Source organism: Bradyrhizobium sp. 2S1 (genome assembly GCF_011516625.5).
Classification (GTDB): Bacteria; Pseudomonadota; Alphaproteobacteria; order Rhizobiales; family Xanthobacteraceae; genus Bradyrhizobium; species Bradyrhizobium septentrionale.
In genome coordinates this window covers 9996616-10017430 of the sequence record NZ_CP147717.1, presented here as the reverse complement: position 1 = coordinate 10017430, position 20815 = coordinate 9996616, and the positions used below count along the sequence as shown (strand labels likewise).

General features: G+C 63.7%; 14 protein-coding genes. 7 read left to right on the top strand and 7 right to left on the bottom strand.

Annotation, left to right across the window (positions count from 1 at the left end):
* Window positions 1-186: 186 nt before the first annotated feature.
* Entirely contained in the window at window positions 187-2877 is a 2691-nt protein-coding gene (gene alaS / locus HAP54_RS47575; RefSeq protein WP_166298165.1) for an alanine--tRNA ligase, read from the top strand.
* A gap of 11 nt (window positions 2878-2888) precedes the next feature.
* Window positions 2889-4139 carry a cyclic nucleotide-gated ion channel gene (locus HAP54_RS47570; protein WP_166307186.1) on the top strand — a complete coding sequence of 417 codons (1251 nt, stop codon included), beginning with the start codon at window positions 2889-2891 and terminating at the stop codon, window positions 4137-4139.
* 94 nt (window positions 4140-4233) lie between these two features.
* On the opposite strand, the gene HAP54_RS47565 is transcribed toward HAP54_RS47570, so the two are convergent.
* From HAP54_RS47565 to HAP54_RS47555, 3 genes are all read right to left on the bottom strand, one after another.
* The gene (locus HAP54_RS47565) at window positions 4234-4734 is read right to left on the bottom strand and encodes a DUF3455 domain-containing protein (protein WP_166298164.1); all 501 of its coding nucleotides are present in this window, start codon (window positions 4732-4734) and stop codon (window positions 4234-4236) included.
* A gap of 36 nt (window positions 4735-4770) precedes the next feature.
* Window positions 4771-5985: an NADP-dependent isocitrate dehydrogenase gene (locus HAP54_RS47560; RefSeq protein ID WP_166298163.1), complete on the bottom strand. Its 1215-nt coding sequence runs from the start codon at window positions 5983-5985 to the stop codon at window positions 4771-4773.
* 212 nt (window positions 5986-6197) lie between these two features.
* A complete protein-coding gene (locus HAP54_RS47555) occupies window positions 6198-7925 on the bottom strand; it encodes an alpha/beta fold hydrolase (RefSeq protein ID WP_175619329.1) in 1728 nt (575 codons plus the stop codon).
* A 316-nt stretch (window positions 7926-8241) separates the two neighbouring features.
* Here HAP54_RS47555 and HAP54_RS47550 point away from each other — a divergent pair, with 316 nt between their 5' ends.
* Complete coding sequence (locus HAP54_RS47550; protein WP_166298162.1) at window positions 8242-9438, top strand: TrmJ/YjtD family RNA methyltransferase; 1197 nt, start codon at window positions 8242-8244, stop codon at window positions 9436-9438.
* 942 nt (window positions 9439-10380) lie between these two features.
* Window positions 10381-11724, top strand: a complete 1344-nt coding sequence (locus tag HAP54_RS47545) for an IS1380-like element ISBdi2 family transposase (protein ID WP_166298161.1) — start codon at window positions 10381-10383, stop codon at window positions 11722-11724.
* A gap of 105 nt (window positions 11725-11829) precedes the next feature.
* On the opposite strand, the gene HAP54_RS47540 is transcribed toward HAP54_RS47545, so the two are convergent.
* Window positions 11830-13302: an IS701 family transposase gene (locus HAP54_RS47540; protein WP_224741992.1), complete on the bottom strand. Its 1473-nt coding sequence runs from the start codon at window positions 13300-13302 to the stop codon at window positions 11830-11832.
* A 134-nt stretch (window positions 13303-13436) separates the two neighbouring features.
* Here HAP54_RS47540 and HAP54_RS47535 point away from each other — a divergent pair, with 134 nt between their 5' ends.
* Window positions 13437-14771, top strand: coding sequence for an IS1182 family transposase (locus HAP54_RS47535; protein WP_166298160.1), 1335 nt, complete (start codon window positions 13437-13439; stop codon window positions 14769-14771).
* A 232-nt stretch (window positions 14772-15003) separates the two neighbouring features.
* On the opposite strand, the gene HAP54_RS47530 is transcribed toward HAP54_RS47535, so the two are convergent.
* Together HAP54_RS47530 and HAP54_RS47525 are read right to left on the bottom strand one after the other, a co-directional pair.
* Window positions 15004-15216: a hypothetical protein gene (locus HAP54_RS47530; protein WP_166298159.1), complete on the bottom strand. Its 213-nt coding sequence runs from the start codon at window positions 15214-15216 to the stop codon at window positions 15004-15006.
* Window positions 15217-15884: 668 nt separating this feature from the next.
* Window positions 15885-16136, bottom strand: coding sequence for a hypothetical protein (locus tag HAP54_RS47525; protein ID WP_166298158.1), 252 nt, complete (start codon window positions 16134-16136; stop codon window positions 15885-15887).
* A 585-nt stretch (window positions 16137-16721) separates the two neighbouring features.
* Here HAP54_RS47525 and HAP54_RS47520 point away from each other — a divergent pair.
* Both HAP54_RS47520 and HAP54_RS47515 read left to right on the top strand, forming a co-directional pair.
* The gene (locus HAP54_RS47520) at window positions 16722-18026 is read left to right on the top strand and encodes an adenylate/guanylate cyclase domain-containing protein (RefSeq protein WP_166298157.1); all 1305 of its coding nucleotides are present in this window, start codon (window positions 16722-16724) and stop codon (window positions 18024-18026) included.
* A gap of 350 nt (window positions 18027-18376) precedes the next feature.
* A complete protein-coding gene (locus HAP54_RS47515; RefSeq protein ID WP_166298156.1) occupies window positions 18377-19294 on the top strand; it encodes an MBL fold metallo-hydrolase in 918 nt (305 codons plus the stop codon).
* Window positions 19295-19369: 75 nt separating this feature from the next.
* Here the strand turns inward: HAP54_RS47515 and HAP54_RS47510 are convergent, their stop codons facing one another.
* Entirely contained in the window at window positions 19370-20725 is a 1356-nt protein-coding gene (locus HAP54_RS47510) for an ABC transporter substrate-binding protein (protein WP_224741483.1), read from the bottom strand.
* Window positions 20726-20815 lie beyond the last annotated feature (90 nt).

Genomic DNA, 20815 nt, shown 5'->3' with positions numbered 1-20815 from the left:
AAACACGGCGCCACCAAGACTGTCAACGCAGCCGCAGCAACTATCCAATGGGCTTTGTGCTGCCGCGGCAAGCCCATGATCCGCCTGCACAGTTTCTGGACACCGCAGCTGGCCTTGTCTAAAAGCGTTCGGCCGGAAATGACGCCTTTTTGCGGCTGACCGGCCCCTATTTCCGATTGGATGAACATGAGCAGTGTCAACGACATCAGGGCGACTTTTCTGAACTACTTCAAGGCGAACGGCCACGAAATCGTGCCGTCGTCGCCGCTGGTGCCGCGCAACGACCCGACCCTGATGTTCACGGCGGCCGGCATGGTGCAGTTCAAGAACGTCTTCACCGGCGTCGAGAAGCGTTCCTATCAGCGCGCGACCACCGCGCAGAAATGCGTGCGCGCCGGCGGCAAGCATAACGACCTCGACAATGTCGGGTACACCGCGCGCCATCTCACCTTCTTCGAGATGCTCGGCAACTTCTCGTTCGGCGATTACTTCAAGGAGCGCGCGATCGAGCTCGCCTGGAACCTGGTCACCAAGGATTTCGGGCTGAAGAAGGACAAGCTGCTCGTCACCATCTACCACGACGACGACGAGGCGGCGGGCCATTGGAAGAAGATCGCCGGCTTCTCGGACGACCGCATCATCCGCATCGCGACGTCGGACAATTTCTGGGCGGCGGGCGATACCGGGCCGTGCGGTCCGTGCTCCGAGATCTTCATCGACCGCGGCGAGCATATCTGGGGCGGACCTCCGGGCAGTCCGGAGGAGGACGGCGATCGCTTCCTCGAGTTCTGGAACCTGGTGTTCATGCAGTTCGACCAGGTGACGAAGGAGGAGCGCGTGCCGCTGCCGCGTCCCTCGATCGACACCGGCATGGGCCTGGAACGCATGGCCTTGATCCTGCAAGGCGCCGAAAGCGTGTTCGAGACCGATCTGTTCCGCCATTTGATCGATGCGGCCGCATCCGCGCTCGGACACGGTCCGAACGAGCAGACCGTTGCGTCGTATCGGGTTATCGCGGACCATCTGCGCTCGTCGGCGTTCCTGATTGCCGACGGCGTGCTGCCGTCGAACGAGGGCCGCGGCTACGTGCTGCGCCGGATCATGCGCCGTGCGATGCGCCATGCCCAATTGCTCGGCGCGCATGAGCCGCTGATGCATCGGCTGGTCTGGGCGCTGGTCCGCGAGATGGGCCAGGCCTATCCGGACCTGGTGCGTGCGGAGAACCTGATCGAGGAGACGCTGCGGCTGGAAGAGACGCGCTTCCGCAAGACGCTGGTGCGCGGCCTATCGATCCTCGACGAGAAGAGCGCCGGCCTCAAGAAGGGCGACATGTTCGACGGCGACACCGCGTTCACGCTGTACGACACCTTTGGCTTCCCGTTGGATTTGACGCAGGACGCGCTGAAGTCGCGCGGCATCAGCGTCGACCAGGCGGCGTTCACCGATGCGATGGAGCGGCAGCGCGTCAAGGCGCGCGCCTCCTGGACAGGTTCGGGCGAGGCGACGACCGAAGCGATCTGGTTTCCGCTGCGCGAGAAGCTCGGTGCGACCGAATTCCTCGGCTATGAGACCGAGAGCGCGGAAGGCGTGGTGACGGCACTGGTCAAGGACGGCGCCGAGACCGGCACTCTCAAGACCGGCGAGAGCGGCGCGATCGTGTTGAACCAGACCCCGTTCTATGCGGAGTCCGGCGGCCAGGTCGGCGACATCGGCATCCTTACGCGTGACGGCGTCAAGTTCCGCGTCACCGACACGCAGAAGAAGGCAGGCGATCTGTTCGTGCATCTGGGCACGGTGGAGCAGGGTACGCTCAACGTCGGCACCGCGTTGCAGCTCGAGGTCGATCACGCGAGGCGTTCGTCGATCCGCGCCAACCACTCCGCGACGCACCTCTTGCATGAGGCGCTGCGCCAGGTGCTCGGCGATCACATCGCCCAGCGCGGCTCGCTGGTCACGCCGGACCGGCTGCGCTTCGACTTCGTGCATCCGAAGCCGATTACGCCGGACGAGCTTGCCCGGGTCGAGGACATCGCCAACGACGTCGTGCTCGAGAATGACGAGGTGACGACCCGCATCATGGGGGTCGACGACGCCCGCGAGGCCGGCGCTCGCGCGCTGTTCGGCGAGAAATATGGCGACGAGGTCCGCGTCGTCTCGATGGGCAAGAGCGCCCGCGAGCACGGTCAGAACGTGCTCGGCTGGTCGGTCGAGCTTTGCGGCGGCACCCATGTCCGCCGCACCGGCGATATCGGCCTGATCTCGGTGACCGGCGAGGGCGCGGTGGCGTCGGGCGTGCGCCGCATCGAGGCACTGACCGGGCGCCATGCGCGCAGGCACGCCAATGACACGATGGCGCTGGCCAAGACCGCGGCGCAGGAGCTGCGCACCACGATCGAGGATGTCCCGGCGCGCATCACGGCGCTGATGGAAGAGCGCAAGAAGCTCGAGCGCGACCTGTCGGACGCCCGCAAGAAGCTCGCGATGGGCGGTGGCGGCGCGTCGTCGAACGGCGCGGCCTCGGGCGTGCGCGAGGTCGGCAACGTCAAGCTGCTCGCCCGCGCGGTCGAGGGCGTCGAGACCAAGGACCTGAAGAGCCTCGTCGACGACGGCAAGAAGCAGATCGGCTCGGGCGTGGTCGCGATCGTCGGCGTCACCGAGGACGGCAAGGCCGGCATCGTGGTCGGTGTTACCGCCGATCTGACCTCGCGCTTCAACGCGGTCGAGCTGGTGCGCAAGGGCTCCGAGGCGCTCGGCGGCAAGGGCGGCGGCGGCCGGCCCGACATGGCGCAGGCGGGCGGGCCCGACGGCGCCAAGGCGGATGCGGCGCTGTCGGCGATCGAGCAGGCGATGACTCAACAGGCATCGGCCGGCGCCTGACGGAGAGGCTGATCGTGGCGACGGCTCCGGGCAAGCCCACGATCAGCGATCCCGGGCTGCGCGACCGTCTCTACGAGCTGCTCGAGCAGGACCACCTGCCGCATTCGGTCGGCTCGCGCTTTGTCCGGCTGGTCATCGCGATCATCAGTGTCGACGTGCTGGCGGCGATCCTGGCATCGGTGCCCGAGTTCGATGCGCAGCTGTGGTGGCTGTTCACGGCGATCGAAATCGCCGCCGTCATCGCCTTTGCGCTGGAATATGCCGCGCGGCTCTGGAGCGTGGTCGGCCGCTCGCTGCGCGACATGACGCCGCTGCAGGCGCGGCTCGAATACGCCTTCTCGGCGCTCGGCGTGATCGACCTGCTCGCCTTCCTGCCGTCGGCCATCGCGCTTGCGATCGGTGACAAGACTGCGCTGGTGCTGTTCGGAATGCTGCCGTTCCTGAAGCTGGTGCGCTATTCGACCGCGATGCGCTCGCTGCTGGCGGCGCTGCATGCCGAGCGGCGCACGCTGTTCGGCTGCGTGGTGATCCTGACCGGCGCGGTGCTGCTGTTCGCCTCGCTACTCTATGCCATCGAGCACAAGGTGCAGCCGGACAAGTTCGGCACCATGCCGCAGGCGATGTGGTGGGCGATCGTGACGCTCGGCACCGTCGGCTACGGCGATGTCGTCCCGGTGACGCCGCTCGGACGGATCGTCACGGTGGTTGCGATCGTGGTCGGCTTTGCGATGATCGCGCTGCCGGTCGCGATCGTCTCGACCGCGTTCGCCGACGAGGTCCGGCGCCGCGATTTCGTCGTGACCTGGGGCATGCTGGCGCGGGTGCCGCTGTTCTCGCATCTCAACGCGGCCGATATCGCCGACATCATGCGCCTGCTGCGGTCGCAGACCATCGAGGCCGGCGAGGTGCTGGTGCGGCGAGGCGATGCGGCGTCGTCGATGTATTTCATCACCGCCGGCGAGGTCGAGATCGACCTGCCGAGCCAGCTTGTGAAGCTTGCCGACGGCGCGTTCTTCGGCGAGATCGCGCTGCTCCGACGCACCAACCGCTCCGGCACAGTGACGGCGACGCGCAAGACCAAGCTGCTGGCGCTCGACGCGCAGGACTTCCATGCCCTGATCGAGCGCATGCCGGCGCTCGCTGCCCATGTCCGGGAAACGGCGGAGGCGCGGCTCGCCGATCCGCTCACGGCCGGTGGCGACCTTGCCGCCGGCGAAATCGCGCAGGCGCCGGGCGAGACCGACGGCGGTATCCGCGACTAGAGCCTCATTCCGATTGAATCGGAACGAGGCTCTAGATTCTTCTTTTGACGCGTTTTCTTCACGCGAACCGGTGCCCACTTCGCTCGAAAACGCTCTAGTCGCGGCGCAGGAACACGTAATCCGCCGAGTAGGGCGCGCTCTGCAACACGCCGGCCTTGTCGCAGGCGCCGTCGAGCTGCCCGCCAGATGTGTTGATCCGCTGCACGGTGGCGACGTTGGTCAGCACGCCGTTGCCGCGGTGGGCGATCACCTCGAGCTTCAGCCAGGGAATGTCGGCGGCGGTTGCGACGGGGGCGCTGCCGGCGGTGCGGGCGGTGACGGCGCTGCCGTCGACATGCTCCCAGTTCGGGCCGGCATAGTGCCGGCCGATCGTGCGGCCGCCGGCGATCAGGGTGGCGATGGGTTCGCGGAACGACCAGGCGAGCTTGCCGTCGGTGACCGGCTTGCACTCATAGACCTGGGCGCCCTCGGCGTGGACGGTGAGGACCGTGGTCTCGTCCGGCGCCGCAACGGGGGCGGGCAGGGGATCGGCAGCGAGCGCCGCCGATCCGGTCAGCAACAAGGATGCGAGCGTCACCCGGCCGAGTAGGGTCATGGTCACGCTCACTGCAACGTTCGGCAACAGGCGGCCTTAGGCCGCCATCGCCTTGCCGAGATTGTCGGCGACCTTGTCGAGGAAGCCGGTGGTCGAGAGCCAGCGCTGGTCGGCGCCGACCAGGAGCGCGAGGTCCTTGGTCATGTAGCCCTCCTCGACGGTCGCGACGCAGACCTTCTCCAGGGTGGTGGCGAACTTCGCCAGCTCCAGATTGTTGTCGAGCTTGGCGCGGTGGGCGAGGCCCCGGGTCCAGGCGAAGATCGACGCGATCGAGTTGGTCGAGGTCTCCTTGCCCTTCTGGTGCTCGCGATAGTGGCGGGTCACCGTGCCGTGGGCGGCTTCGGCTTCGACCGTCTTGCCGTCCGGGGTGAGCAGCACCGAGGTCATCAGGCCGAGCGAGCCGTAGCCCTGGGCCACGGTGTCGGACTGCACGTCGCCGTCATAGTTCTTGCAGGCCCAGACATAGCCGCCGGACCATTTCAGCGCCGAGGCCACCATGTCGTCGATCAGGCGGTGCTCGTAGGTCAGGCCCTTGGCGTCGAAGTCCTTCTTGAACTCGCGGTCGAATACGTCCTGGAAGATGTCCTTGAAGCGGCCGTCATAGACCTTCAGGATCGTGTTCTTGGTCGAGAGATAGACCGGGTAGTTGCGCATCAGGCCGTAATTGAACGAGGCGCGGGCAAAATCGACGATGGAGTCGTCGAGATTGTACATCTGCATCGCGACGCCGGCACCGTTCGCCTTGAACACTTCCTTCTCGATCACGGCGCCGTCCTCACCGACGAACTTCATCGTCAGCACGCCCTTGCCGGGGAACTTGATGTCGGTGGCGCGGTACTGGTCGCCGAAGGCGTGGCGGCCGATGATGATCGGCTTGGACCAGCCGGGAACCAGGCGCGGCACGTTCTTGCAGATGATCGGCTCACGGAAGATGCAGCCGCCGAGGATGTTGCGGATGGTGCCGTTCGGCGACTTCCACATTTCCTTCAGGTTGAATTCCTTCACCCGGGCCTCGTCCGGGGTGATGGTGGCGCATTTGACGCCGACGCCGACCTTCTTGATGGCGTTGGCGGCGTCGATGGTGACCTGGTCATTGGTCGCATCGCGGTATTCCATGCCGAGATCGAAATAGAGCAGTTCGACATCCAGGAACGGGTTGATCAGCTTGTCCTTGATGTACTGCCAGATGATCCGGGTCATCTCGTCGCCATCGAGCTCGACGACGGGATTGGATACCTTGATTTTTGCCATGACGGAGGGGCCCTCTTGGGAACAGCGCGCTTTTGACCGCGGGTTGGAATACGCCTGCGCTATAGCACCGCCCGGGGGCCGGCGGAAGCGGACCGGTTATGCACTTTAAGCCCATCTTTTCATCGAGAACCGCCATTCTGATGGCGGCTCCCGGTCCTTGTCTCTGACGGGTTTTCTTCACGCGAACCGGTGCCGGCTTCGCTCAAAACCCTCTAAAATGGGACCTGGGTCGCCGTCCCGGCCACGATGTACCAGGTCACGAACAGGCCTGCGATCAGGGCCCCCGGCAGGCTCGATCCGGTCCGCCGCCAGGTGAAGGTCGCGATCACGGCGACGATCGCCAGGAGCGGCACGAACTGGATCGCAACGATGGTCGAGAGCGGCACGAAACTGGGGTCCGGGATCGGATTGAACAGTTTTCCGGTCAGCCACAGCGTGCCGTATTGCAGGACCAGCAACACGATGAAACCGAACGTCAGCGCCAGGATGTTGGTCAGATAGAGCGCCCCGCGCGGGGCGCACATGGTCGAGAAATTCCGGTGCAACACATGCCGCGCCACGACGAAAAACGCCGTGAACGGAATCAGATAGATCAGGAAGATGAGGAATTGCTTCGCGCTCATCAACTTGAGTGCGACGATCCAGAACCTGAAGTCGATCTTGAACGCGAGGTCGGCGAGCCAGAGCGCGGCATAGCCGACCGCAACCGAAATCACCGCGATCACGACGGATTGACCGACGAGGCCGGTCCGGCTGGCGCGCTTCGGCGCGAACCGCATCAGGGCCAGCGTGATGAGGCCGTTGATGATGGCCCAGACCAGGATCTGGTTGGTGATGCCCTGCGGCAGGAAGGCACTCGGGGTCACGAAAGTGCCGCCCAGCGCAAAGGCCGGATAATAGGTCAGCGCCGGAATGAAGGCCGAGAGGATGAACGCCGTGGTCCAGCGCCGGCCGCTCGCGGCCTCATGCGGCGGCATGGTGCCGTCGGTGACCGCCGGCAGCCGCAGGCGGGAGAACATCTGTGCCTCCAGCAGCCCGTCGAACGTCCCGATCACCAGCGCGACGAAGCCGATCAGCGCGATCAGCGTGCCGATCTCCTTGCGGAACCAGATTTGGTCGCCAACGGGGCGCGCCGTGCCGCCCTTCAGCGTCTTGGCGAACCAGTCGAGGCTGTAGCCGATCGCTTCATGCGAGATGTGCTCGGCCGGATGGGTCATCGCCGGCGTGTACAGCACCCGTGCGGTGCCCGCAGCAGGATCGCCATATACCTTGCCCGGCTCGACCGCGCCCTGGGTGCCGAACAGCGCCCAGAGCTTTGGGCTCGTGGTGACGTCGCGAGCGAGATCGACGCCCCACATCAGGGTGGAGAATTCTTCGTACTGCGCGAACACCAAAGCGGTGTTGCGCGGCCAGCTCGCCGTGCCCTCGGCAGCGAACGGCTTGCCGGTGGACGAGCCCTCCAGCACCATCGACTTGTAGTCGTTGGGCATCGCGGCGGCGGCGGCCAGCACGGTCCAGCCGCCCATCGAATGGCCCTCGAGCCCGATGTTCTCCTTGTCGACGAATGGCAGGCTGCGGAGATAGGCAAGGCCGTCGGGTCCGCCAAAGCCGTTGGCGAACGAGGGCGGGTCGCTGTAGCCATGGCCGGTCTGGTCGAGCGCCAGCACGACATAGCCGCGGCGGGCGAACTCGATGGCGAAGCCGTCCTGAGTCTCGCGCGAATTGATGTAGCCGTGGACCGCGAGGATGCCGGGCGCCGGAGCCTGCGCCGTCGCATTCGCCGGGATGTAGAGCAGGGCGCTCATCGTGTTGCCCTTGGCGCCCTTGAACCTGACATCCTCGATCCGGATGCCGCCCGAGGTCTGCGTGAGGTGGGCGAGCAGGCCCCCCGCCACGATCAAAACCAGGCCCACAATCGCCAGCGTCCATCTGCCCCGCATCGTCGTCCCCCCAAGGTGCCTCGCCGTTCAACCGGCGTCTCAAGCGTGCCTTTACAGCTTCGCTTTGGTTGTGGTTGATAGCCTATCCGAAGGCGAAGCGCGCGCAAGCGGCAGCCTTCGTTACGTGCGATCCGGACTCCGATTGAGGATTCGCAATCGCCGCTAACCCTGTTATCTCCTTGGAGAAATTGGTCCCGCGCGAAACCCGTGCACAGCTGGTCGATGCTGCTCTTGGGCCGCCTGCATGAGACTTTGAGTCAGGCTCTTCGGAAGCTGATTCAAAACCTTCAGACGTTGAATCAGAAAGTGAAGTGAGATGTCCGGCACCGACAAGACCAAGGCAGGGCACGACCTTGCCGGTCCCGTCGTCATCCTGGTCGAGCCGCAGCTTGGCGAGAACATCGGCATGGCCGCGCGCGCGATGGGCAACTTCGCGTTGACCCGGATGCGCATCGTCAATCCGCGTGACGGCTGGCCGAATGTTGCCGCGCAGCGCGCCGCGGCCGGCGCCGACCACATCATCGGTTCGGTTGAACTGTTCGACACCGTCGAAGAGGCGATCGCCGACCTGACGCTGGTGTTTGCGACCACCGCCCGCGCCCACGACCAGGCCAAGCCGGTGGTCGGGCCGGAAGGCGCGGCCGGCGAGATCGTCGGCCATGTCGCCTCCGGTGGGGGCGCCGGCATCCTGTTCGGGCGGGAACGCTCCGGCCTGACCAATGAGGAGGTCGCGCTCGCCAACCGCATCATCACCTTCCCGGTCAACCCGGGCTTCGCCTCGCTCAATCTGGCGCAGGCGGTGCTGTTGATGGGCTATGAGTGGTTCAAGCTGTCGACCGCGGGCGCGCTGCCGTTCGCGATGCCCGAGCGGTCCGAGCCGGCCTCCCAGCACCAGATGCAGGCGTTCTTCGACAACCTCGTCACCGAGCTCGACAAGGTCGAGTTCCTGCGGCCGGCGGAGAAGCGCGACACCATGCTGGTGAACTTGCGCAACATATTCACCCGGATGGACCCAACCAAGCAGGACATGCACACGCTGCACGGCGTGGTGATGGCGATCGCCGAGGGGCGCAAGGGCCCGGCCAAGGGCGGGGTGCTCGACGGTGCCCAGGCGACAAGGCTGCGGGCGCTGCTCGCCGAACAGGGAGGGGGCGGTGCGGCCGCGGACAACAGCAGCACGGTCCGCGGCCTCGCCCGGCTGCTCCGCCGCAATCCGACCGACGCCGAACGGATCCTGTGGCAGGCGCTGACCCGGGACCGCCGCTTCGCCGGCCAGTTCAAGCGCCAGACCCCGGTCGGCCGCCACATCCCCGACTTCGTCTCCTTCGTGCATCGGACCGCGATCGAGCTGGTCAATCCGAACGAGAGCGAGGCCATCGGAGCCGACCGCGCCAAGCGCCGCGCCTGGCTCGAGGCGCGCGACTATCGGGTGGTCGACATGCACGTGGCCGACGTCGAGCGCGATCTCGACGGCGAACTGGCGCGGCTGGAGGGGAGTTTGCGCGGGCGGTGAGCTTCGTGGGCGCTCTGTCCGCGCCGCAAGAATCGATTTGAGGCCCGGATACTCTCCACACGTCGTCCCGGCGAAGGCCGGGAACCATACGCCGCGGCAGATGTGGTTGACGGGACTCGTCGTTCCAACGGTGCATAACAATTGGCATTTGTGGTTATGGGTCCCGGCCTTCGCCGGGACGACGGTGAATGTGTGGCGCGATTTGTGACTCGCGCATCCGCATTCTCGCGACATGATGTGCCCGAGCTTTGCATCTCGTCTCGCCCTCTCGCTTGCAGAGGGCGCAGGGAAAGCCGGGTGCCGATTGCACCCATGGGTCCGGTGCAACAAAAAGCACCGGAGGTAGGACCACAGGTGTAACCGGAGCAATCCGGCATTCCCTGCGCGATGGTTTTACGGCTTACTTCGTGCTCTCCCCGGCGAGACTGGGCTTGCTTGTCACCGCCTTCGCAAGACGCAATTGCGTCTCACAAAAGGACACCGGCCGCTAGGGCGTCAGGACCACACGACTCACCGTCCGCATCACGTGCTCTCGTCAGTCGCACGCTCGGCGTCCACCGCATCTCACCGCAACACCCGTGACGATGCGCAGCGCCCCTCGATCGGATGAGACGGCGGATTTATAGCACCGAGTTGCTTTTCGGATAAAGCGAAATATTTTCGCGCATGGGGATTGACAGGTTTTTGCTGTGTTGCTCGTCGGGTCGTTCGTCGCAACCTTCGCATGAGCCCGCCGGCCAACGCCCGATGGCCCGCGCCCGCCGTTGGTCGCTAGCTACATTCGCCTAGTCCTACTGCGTCACAAACGATGATCTGTCTAGCCCGTCTTATTCGTCAGAGTGCGCCTGAGAGGCTGGCGAGCGTGGTGTAAAGCGCTGATGCGGCGTAGGATTCGGTTGCAAAGCCAACCCCATCACCTCAACCGCGAACGCCAGGCCCGCCATGACCGACGATACGATTCTGCCCTTCTCGTTTCCAGCCGTTCACGCCAAGAAAGTCACAGCTGCCTTCGATGGCGGTCGGCTGACCTCGAACGGGGGCGTGATGCTTCTGGCGATGGCCGAGCGGCGTCTCGGCTTGGCCGACAATTTGGCCCGGGTGTTCCCGGATCGGCGCGATCCGACGCGGGTCGTGCACAGCCTTGTCGATATGTTCCGCGCGCGCATGTTCGCGATCTGCTGCGGCTACGAGGACGCCGACGACCTCGATCATCTGCGGTCCGATCCCGCATTCAAGCTGGCCTGCGGACGGCTGCCGGACACGGGTCGCGATCTGTGTTCCCAACCGACGCTGTCGCGGCTGGAGAATGCTCCGCGCCTGCGCGACGTGATCCGACTGACCTACACTTTGGTCGACGCATGGATGGATAGCTACCCGCGCGAGCCGGCATCCGTCACGCTCGACATCGATGATACCTGCGATGTCGTCCACGGCCATCAGCAGCTCTCGCTGTTCAACGCTCATTATGACGAACGCTGCTTCCTGCCGATCCACGTCTACGACACGGAGAAGAGCCGGCCCGTGGCGGTCGTGCTGCGGCCCGGCAAGACGCCGGGCGGCGTCGAGGTGCGTGCCCATCTGCGCCGCCTGATACGGCATATCCGGACGCGGTGGCACAACACGCGAATCACGTTCCGTGGCGACGGGCACTATGCCCGGCCGGAGGCCATGGCGTGGTGCGAGACCAACGGCATCGACTACATCTTCGGTCTGTCCGGCACCAAGCCGCTCGCCAGAAAACTCGACGAGGCCGCCGACGACATCCGCACGCGACGCGCCATCGAGAACCTGCCGGTTCTGCGTGGCTATACCGAGACGCGCCACAAGGCCAAGTCCTGGGATCGCGAACGGCGTACCGTCGCCCGTATTGAGGCGACGATGCTCGGCCTCGACATCCGTTTCGTCGTCACCAGCCTCGATGTCGGCTCGGCCGAGTGGATCTACGACAGCCTGTATTGCGCGCGCGGCCAAGCCGAGAATCTGATCAAGCTGCATAAGACACAGCTCGCCTCCGATCGCACCAGCTGCCGTTCGGCGCTCGCCAATCAAGTCCGCCTCGTTCTCCACACCGCCGCTTATTGGCTGATGCTGCCCGTGCGCGACGCGATTCCCAAAGCCCGGGAATTGGCCACAGCCGAGTTCGCGACGCTGCGTCTTCGTCTCTTGAAACTCGCTGCCCGTGTCGTCGAGACCACGAGCCGCATTCGCCTTGCGTTTGCCGCGGCATGTCCCGAAGCCGACCTGATCCGCGGCTTGCCAGGCGCGCTGCTGCCTCTCGGTCCTTGACCGGCGGGGCGTCCGCCCCCCGTTCGCCCAACCTACACCTCAAGCGCGTTGCAAAGTACGGGTCGGTCAGGCGGTGAAAAGCCGAAGGCAATCCCGCGCGCCTCGTCAGAGCAGATGTGCGGCCACATCAATCGGACTAAAAAAAGCACTCTCACGAATAGGACGGGCTAGTGGTCGAACTTGATCGCACAACAAGGACATCTCGACAGCGTTCGGACGAGCCCATGTTCGAGGCGCCGTCGCATCGTCGCGATCGAATTTGGAATGTGACGTTGGGTCCGCAGCGGCAAATCCGCGGGGTCTGTAATCTGCGGGAATGCGATCGAGCAGGATCGGCCGGGCGTGCCGAGTGCCTGAGGGGGGAATCGTCTCCCGCTCGGAGATCAGGAATCCGTAGGCTGCGATGCACATTGTTGCGTGATGATGAAAGCCGCGCCAGCCGCGTCCCTCGAAGTGGCCGAGCCCGACCTCCTGCTTGAGTTCCTGATAGTCGCGTTCGATGCGCCAGCGCAATTTAGCCGTCTCAACGAGAGTCCGGAATGCCACATCCTCCGGCAATGTCGAGAGCCAGTATTTGGTAGGCTGGTCCTCGCCTTTTGGCCATTCGATCAGCAACCATTCCTCCAATCGCCGGGTGGTTTGCCAATAATCACGATGCGCGGCACGGACCCGCACGCGGGCAAAGCGCGAGGTCAGCTTTTCGTTCGTTCCTTGCCGCCACGTGATGGTGCGCCAAGCTTTGTCCGGCAGGCCGATCGCGAGCGCCTTGACGGCGGCCGGCTGATGCTGACGGTTGCGGCGCATCAGTTTCGGTGGACGGCCGCGGCCCGACCATGGCTTCGGCGGCAAGGGACCGGTACCGGGCGCCCATACCGTTGTGCTCGACAGAAGACCCGCCACATAGGTCAATCCCAGCGCCGTGATCTCCGTGCGCAGGTCGCTGTTATTGCCATAGCCCGCGTCCATCAGTACGACACCGCGTGGAAGGCCGCTCGCGCAGGCCCACCGCAACTGCTCCAGCGCGATCTCCGGCTTGGTCCGGAAGCCAACTTCGGCAGGAATGCCCACCTTGCGCCGCCGATCGCAGTCCTCAGTCCATTCCTTCGGAAGATAAAGGCGATAAGCGACAGGCAGGCTGGCGTGGTGGTTGGCAATCGACAGTGACACCGCCACCTGACAATTATCCTGCTTGCCGAGCTGCCCGCAATATTGCCGTGCAACTCCAACTGAATGTCGGCCCTGCTTGGGAAATCCGGTATCGTCGATGATCCAGGCTTCGATGGGGCCCTGGCGTTCAATCGCCGGCAGGACCATCTCACGTACCTTGCCCAGCACCTTCTCATCCGACCAGGCGCCGCTGCCGACGAAATGCAGCAGCGATTGATGCTGGGCGGCCGTCCGTTCCGGAGCTGTCACCGCCGCCATCGACTCCACGCTCTTGCGACCGCCACAGGCCATCAGGCCGACGCAATAGTCGCGCAGCGGCGCCTTCCGATCAGCATGACCGATGACACTGGCAAGCCCTTCCAAATACGTCGCAAATCGCTTCTCGCTCGTCTTGGTGCCACGCCCGCTCATGTCGGCCTCTCGACTGATGGTCCGTGCTTCATCCATCGCTGATTCTGGCCGGCGGTTTTGTGACTCAGTCAGACTAGGAGCTTGTCTGGATAGTCGCTGTTCAAATCTGGTCGGGTCTGATTCAACATTGGGCGATGAGCAAGTATTTTCGGCCTTGGAACATCGATCAGACGCTGCTTCTGCCGCCGAATGTGCAGGACTTCGTGCCGAAAGGCCATGTCTCGCGGTTTATGGTTGATCTGGTGCGGGAGAGCCTCGATCTCAGGGAGATCATGGGCAGCTATGTGAGCGGGCTTGGGCAGCCGCCGTTTGATCCGCGGATGATGGTGGCGCTGCTGCTGCATAGCTATGCGAGTGGGCTGTATTCGTCGCGTCGGATTGCCAAGGCCTGCCGGGAGCGGAACGATTTTGTGATGATCGTGGCGCTGGATGCGCCGGATTTTCGGACGATCAGCGACTTTCGCAAGCGACATTTGAAGGCGCTCGGCGCGCTATTCGTGCAGGTTCTGAAGTTGTGCGAGACGGCCGGGCTGGTCAAGCTCGGTCATGTCGCGCTGGATGGTACGAAGATCAAGGCGAACGCGTCGAAACACAAGGCGATGAGTTATGAGCGCATGAAGAAGCGCGAGGCGGAATTGAAGGCCGAGGTCGCTCGCATGCTGGCGGCCGCCGAGGCGGCGGATGCCTCGGAGGATGAGACTTTCGGCAACAGCGACGAACTGCCGGACTGGACCGTCGACAAGCAGAAACGGCTGGCGAAGATCCAGCAAGCGATGGCGGCGCTGGAAGCGGACGCCAAACTGGCGGCGGAGGAAGAGCGCCGCATCGAGGCCGAAAAGGAACAGCAGCGCCAGGCCGAAGGCCGCAAGAAGCCGGGCAAACCGGCGGCGCTGCCATCGGAGGAACCCAATCCCAAGGCGCAACGCAACTTCACCGATCCGGAAAGCCGCATCATGAAGTCGAAGGATGGCTTCGTTCAGGCCTATAATGCCCAGGCGGCCGTCGATGCACATGCCCAGATCATTGTCGCGCAAGAACTGACCCAGCACGGCAGCGATCAGGGCCAGTTGGTGCCCCTGATCGAGGCCATCGAGAGCAATCTTGGCCGCAAGCCGCGGCAGGCCTCAGCGGATTCCGGCTACTGCAGCGAAGCCAATCTCGAAGCGCTCGACACACGCAGCATCGATGGCTATGTCGCGCCCGGACGCGCCAAGCACCCGACAGTAGCGAACGGAAAAGTCGGCGGCCCGCTGACACAGGCCATGCGAAAGAAGATCGACGATGGCGGCTTCGAAACACCCTACCGATTGCGAAAGCAAGTGGTGGAGCCGGTGTTCGGGCAGATCAAACAGGCAAGAGGCTTCCGCCAGTTCCTGTTGCGGGGCATCGAGAAAGTGCGCGCCGAGTGGATAATGATCTGCACCGTCCATAACCTCCTCAAGCTGTTCAACCTCGCAAACGCAGCCTGAGCCTGCTACTCTACAACAAATGCCCGTCACGAAAACATATCTGGACGGGCTCCTAGCGGTCCAGCCAGGGCGTGTACGCATAAATTGGTTGCGTCTGCTTTGTTGTCGGAAGCGCACGTTGAAGCCGATATCGCCGCATGTCGACCTTGAGCCAGGAGGCGACATGGCATCGCATCAAAAAATGAAAGAGGCTCGCAATCGAGCCAGCCTTACATTTCATCGGGTGCCTGACTTAGTTGCGGAGCCTGTCCTTTTCCTTCCGGATGGCGGCGGCACTTCTGACGATCTGTTTGCTCCAGAAAAGATTCAGGGCCGCCTTGATTGCCGTATCGCTCTTGTTTGCCCATCGCCTGCGGAAATTGACTACCCTCCTCACGCCGCTTTGCGCATGGGAATGGTATCGGTTCATCATGTCGGCGCTCGCAAACCCGGCGGCCGCAGCCATTCGCTCAACTGTGAGGAGTTTTCGACCAGACGAGCCTTGCGAATAAGGCGGGAGCGCTCGACCCCCGGGGGAGTTCCCCAAGCCTCCTTGCGGAGCCGCTGTGCCTCGATGCCAAGACGATCTTCAAGTGATTGTGTGTGCACGAAACGCGGTCGCTTGATGACCATGGCTCGCTCCATTCCGTCAGAGGAAGGCGGGAGCGCGACCGAGCGTTCTCATCACCGATAAATACCAAGGGCTGCGCGGTGATACCCCACATATGGACACTCAGCCGCGACCAAAACAGGCGCGGACAAAAATAAACGTTTGGGTTGGCCACCAGGGAATAAAGCAGGCCAACACCCCCAAAAATCACAACATGAGACAGACGGACTATTTTTTGGGAACGATACGGAGCAGCGAACCTTGCCTACTCAGAGCTGAAACGATCGCATGAGCTGATCCAATGAATATTCTTCCTGTTGATCGCGCGCTAAGGATATACGGCGTGCTTGCCGATCGTTGCGAGATGAAGGGAGTCCGTGAACAGCTTTCCAGGCATCTGATGGAACTGTACATCGGAGGCGAGCGAGACCAGCACCGATTGACAGTGCATGGACTGTCGTACCTTCGCGATCTGAACCGGAGGATCGATTCCAGCAATTGAACAAGTAATTTGCCGATCGGGATTAGCGCTTCTGCATTTGACGCTGCGCCCGCAGGGAGTTGCGCCGCAAGATCCTTGAGATCGCGGCGTTGATTGCATGCGCTCTTGCTTGTTCTTTTTTCGGTAGCGGCGTCCTGCGTTGCTCGCCGACCGTTGGCGCCATAGCCATCTGCTGAGTCGGTGCATGCTCGATAGGCTGCACGCTCATGGGGCCAGTGGATGGTGATTTGGGCATCAGCATAACTGACAACTCGTTGGTATCGAGTTGGTTCAATGCCTTCCGCCGCTGCCCAATGGAATGGCGGCCGAGGAGCCATGACCGGCTCCGCAGTTAGCTCAAGGGACGGGATTACCGTTGAAATCGATATATTCGTGGGAGGCCGAGTGCGACACTCCAGCGCAGATATCCGCACGCGCTCAGACGAGATGCCGCTGCTTGACGGCTGGTCGGCGCGCGTGACCGCGGGACTTGGTGCGAAGGCGGCGCCGCCCTCGGCGTCGGCGCCGAATATGGCGGCATCGGCGCGAACTTCCAGACCTGGACCTTCAAGGCGAGGGGGCAGGGTGCCCTTCAGCGCGCAATAGGCAGGGCTCCCGCACAGTCACCTTCGGTGCCTGGGCACGCGTTCGGTCTCGTGGTTCGAGACGCGCCGCACACGGCGCTCATCACCATGAGGGTCTCGGATGTTGCCCAAAACCAGACGTCATCCCGGGAGTCTCGCTGATCGAACATGGGCGGCTGTGACAGCGTACCTTTCGACGCGTCTGGGCAGGCGAACTTGAGCCGTTTCGGACGATCCAATCTTTCGCTATAATTCCGCGCTGGCCGTGAAAACCTCGGGGAGCGTGGGGGGCGTTAATGCAGCCGGACACGCGGTACGCCAAGAGCGGCGACGTTCACATCGCCTATCAGACCTTCGGCGAAGGCCCCGTCAATGTCGTTTTCGTGCCCCCTGGCTTCACCAATGTCGAGCAGTGGTGGGAGGAGCCGGACGTTACGCGTTGGCTGCTCCGCTTGGGCAGCTACGCCAGGGTCGCCATGTTCGACAAGCGTGGCACCGGCCTGTCGGATCGCGTGACCGACTTCCCCGGTCTCGACCAGCGTATGGACGATCTGCGGGCGGTGATGGATGCTGCGGGCATGGAGCAGGCGGCGCTCCTCGGCAACTCCGAGGGTGGCACGATGTCGGCGTTGTTCGCCGCGACCTATCCCGATCGCTGCCGCGCGCTGGTGCTCTGCAACGCCTATCCTGCATCAACATTCGCGCAGGTGAGGCTGGAGCAAAGCCTCGAATATATCCGGCGCGCCTGGGGAAGCGGCCTCAGCCTGACGCGGTACGCGCCCTCCCGCGCGCATGATCCGGCAGTCACTCGCTGGTGGGCCAGGAACGAACGGATGTCGAATAGCCCGGCCGGTGCCGCGGCGTTCGCCCGCATGAACCACCTGATCGACGTCAGCGACATCGTCTCCACAATTCGGGTTCCTACCCTTGTTATCCATCGGACCGACGACAGGGTCGTCAGCGTCGAGGGGGGCAGGTTTTTCGCGAAACATATTCCAGGTGCGCGCTATCTGGAGTTGCCGGGGGAAGACCATCTCCCTTTCTTCGGTGAGAATGCAGGTGACATTTCCGATGCAATCGAGGAGTTTCTGACCGGCTCACGGCCACCCGTTGCGGTCGATCGCGTGCTTTCCACTGTGCTCTTTACCGACATCGTCGGTTCGACCGAGAAAGCCGCCACGCTCGGCGACCATCGATGGCGCGACCTGCTTGATCATCATCATGCCGTGATCCGGCGCAGCCTCTCCAGATTCCGCGGCCGCGAAGTCAAGATGACCGGCGACGGCGTGCTCGCCACCTTCGACGGACCGGCCCGCGGCGTGCGCTGCGCGTGCGCAATTGCCGACGAGGTCAGGGGCCTGGGCATCGACGTCAGAGCCGGACTGCACACAGGCGAGTGCGAAGTGATGGGCGATGATGTCGGCGGAATTGCTGTTCACATCGGTGCTCGCGTCGCGGCCCTTGCCGGTGCAAGCGAAGTGCTGGTGTCGGGTACGGTCAAGGATCTGGTGGCGGGGTCCGGCCTGCGCTTTGGTGACCGAGGCAGTCATTCGCTCAAAGGTGTTCCAGGCGAATGGCGCATTTTCGCTGTCGAAAGGTGAATGCATGAACACGTGGCGCCGCGGGATGCCGGCGTCCCCCCGTGCTAGCCTTTGCCACACCTCACGTCAGTCTAAGTAGTCATTTCTAAAGCAGGTTGAAAATGCCATCATCGGGTAGCGCGATGGTCCATTCGCGTTCGCGTTTTGATCGTTCGTGCTCATTTTCCTCGGGCGCGCCGCGCTGTCGGGCTTCCTGTGCATCGAGCCGTCGCCTTTGCGCGCATCGGCAGCAATCTCTCTACACTGACGACAATCGGTCTGGCGCAGCGGCCGAGCAGGTTCGCTAAACATCTTTCCATTCTAACGCAGCCACGCCGCAACGCAGCGTGGTCGGTCAGCTGGAGAGAACCATGAACCTACACAACACCTCACACCTCGGTCGGCCGGGGCCCGAAGAGCTGGTTCCGTCGCGCTACGCGTTGCGGATCGGAGAGATTGACGTGCTGGTGGTCAGCGATGGGGTGCTGCCGCTCCCAACCGCGATGTTGGCACACAACGCCGCGCCGGCCGTCCGGGCGGCCTGGCTGAACGACATGTTCCTGCCGGCGGACGCCTTCGATTGGGCGCTGAACGTGGTCGTGGTGCGGAGCGGCGGGCAGACCATCCTCGTCGACGCCGGGCTGGGGCTCGATCCGGAGTTGCACTTGCCGCGGGCCGGGCAATTGATCAAGCGACTGGAGGCCGCCGGCATCGATCTTGGGTCCGTGACCGACGTGGTGCTGACCCACATGCACATGGATCACGTGGGCGGGCTGCTCGTCGACGGGGTGAAAGAGCGGCTGCGTCCGGACCTGCGGATCCACGTGGCGGCCGCCGAGGTCAAGTTCTGGGAGGCGCCTGATTTTTCCCACGTCTCGATGCCGCCGGGATTCCCGGACGCGCTTCGGGCGACCGCCAAGCGGTTCAGGAAAGAGTACCAGAGCCAGCTCTGCACGTTCGAGGACAAGCATGAGATCGCGCCGGGGGTGGTCGTCCATCGCACCGGCGGCCACCCCCCCGGGCACAGCGTGGTTCGCCTCGCGTCCGGCGGCGACAGCCTGACATTCGCAGGCGACGCCGTGTTCGCGGCCGGGTTCGAGCACCCCGACTGGTACAACGGCTTCGAGCACGACCCCGAGGAGGCGGCCCGCGTTCGTATCCGTCTCTTGCGCGAGCTGGTGGAGACCGGTGGGCTGCTGGTGGCCACGCACCTGCCGTTCCCGTCCGTCGGCCATGTGGCCGTCGACGGCGACGCCTTTCGTTGGGTACCGGTGTTCTGGGACTACTGACCGCTTGTCAGGTTAGGCCGAACCAGGGCGTGTGCTCATCGCGTTGATGAGTTCACGCCCTGGGTGGCGCTGCGATTACGCCTTCGAGATGCCGCCGTCGATCACCGGTCCCATCGGCTCGTAGCGTTCGCCGCTGAAGCGCACCAGCTGCAATTGCTCGAGCGGATAATAGTCGGATGGTGAGGTGTTGATCTTGATGCCCGGCAGCAGCATGTCGGATTCGAAATCCTTCAGGTTCGCCGCCTGCTTGATGATGCTGTCGGACGAGACGTCGTCGCCGCATTGCTTCAGCACCTGAACCAGGATCTGGCTGGTGAGATAGCCGGTGACGGCATAGATGTCGTTCTTGGCGGCTGCCGAATCGTATTTGTCGAGGAAGGCTCGCCACTTCTGGATCGCGGGATCGCTGTCCCAGGCGGCGTCAACCGGATCCTTCAAATAGGCGCTGGAGATGATCCCCTTGGACACGTCGTACCCCGCGGCCTTCAGCGTCGAGCCCGCGGACGAGGCGTTGTTGCCGATGTAATGCGCCGGCTGCCAGCCGAGCTCGGCGATCTTCTTGATGCCTTGGGCTGCGAATTTCGGCGTGGTCATGCTCATGAACACGTTGGCGCCGGCGGATTTGCACCGCACCACCTGGCTGTCGATGGTCGGATCAGCGGTTTCGTAGGACAGCTCCGCCACGATGGCGGATGCCTTGGCGCCGAGGCCGTCCTTGAAGCCCTTCAAGACGTCGCGGCCGAAATCGTCGTTTTGGTAGACGATGCCGATCTTGGCGTCGGCCTGGGTCGACAGCACATGCTGCGCGAAGGCCCGGCCCTCGATCTGGTAGCAGGGCTGGAAGCCCATGGTATAGGGGAAATTCCTGTAGTCGCCGAACTTGGTGGCGCCCGAGGCGATGAAGAGGTGCGGGACCTTCTTCTGGTTCATGTACTTCATGATCGCCGCATTGGTCGGCGCACCGAGCGGCGCAAACAGCACGTCGATCTCGTCGCCTTCGACCAGCTTGCGCGCCTGTTCCACCGTCTTGGCCGGGCTGTAGGCGTCGTCATAAGTGATGTACCGGATCATGCGGCCGTTGATGCCGCCTTGCTCGTTGATCATCTTGAAATAGCCGCCCGGCGTGCGGCCGATCGACGAATAGACCGCAGCCGGTCCCGAATAGGCATCGATGTTGCCGATCACGATCTCGGTCTTGCCTTTGGCGATCGCGGGCTTGCCGAGCAGCAGCGTTGCAGTGGTGGCGGCAGCGCCCTTGATGAGATGACGGCGGGTCGGCTGGATTGAACGGGTTGTTGTCCTTGGAGTCCTCCGCTTCTTGTTGTTGGCCGTTTTGGCATTGTTGGCCGTTTGGCAGCCTCTGACGGGCATGTCGGCTTCCAGCACCGTACAGCGCTCAAGCCGGATCGAACCAGTGTATGAGCGCTGCACGGCGGAACTTGTGCGCAGTCGCTACCGTCAGGAATATTGCTGCGGTGTCAGGGTCCGGCGCGGCAGATCAAACGATCCCAGGCACCGCGC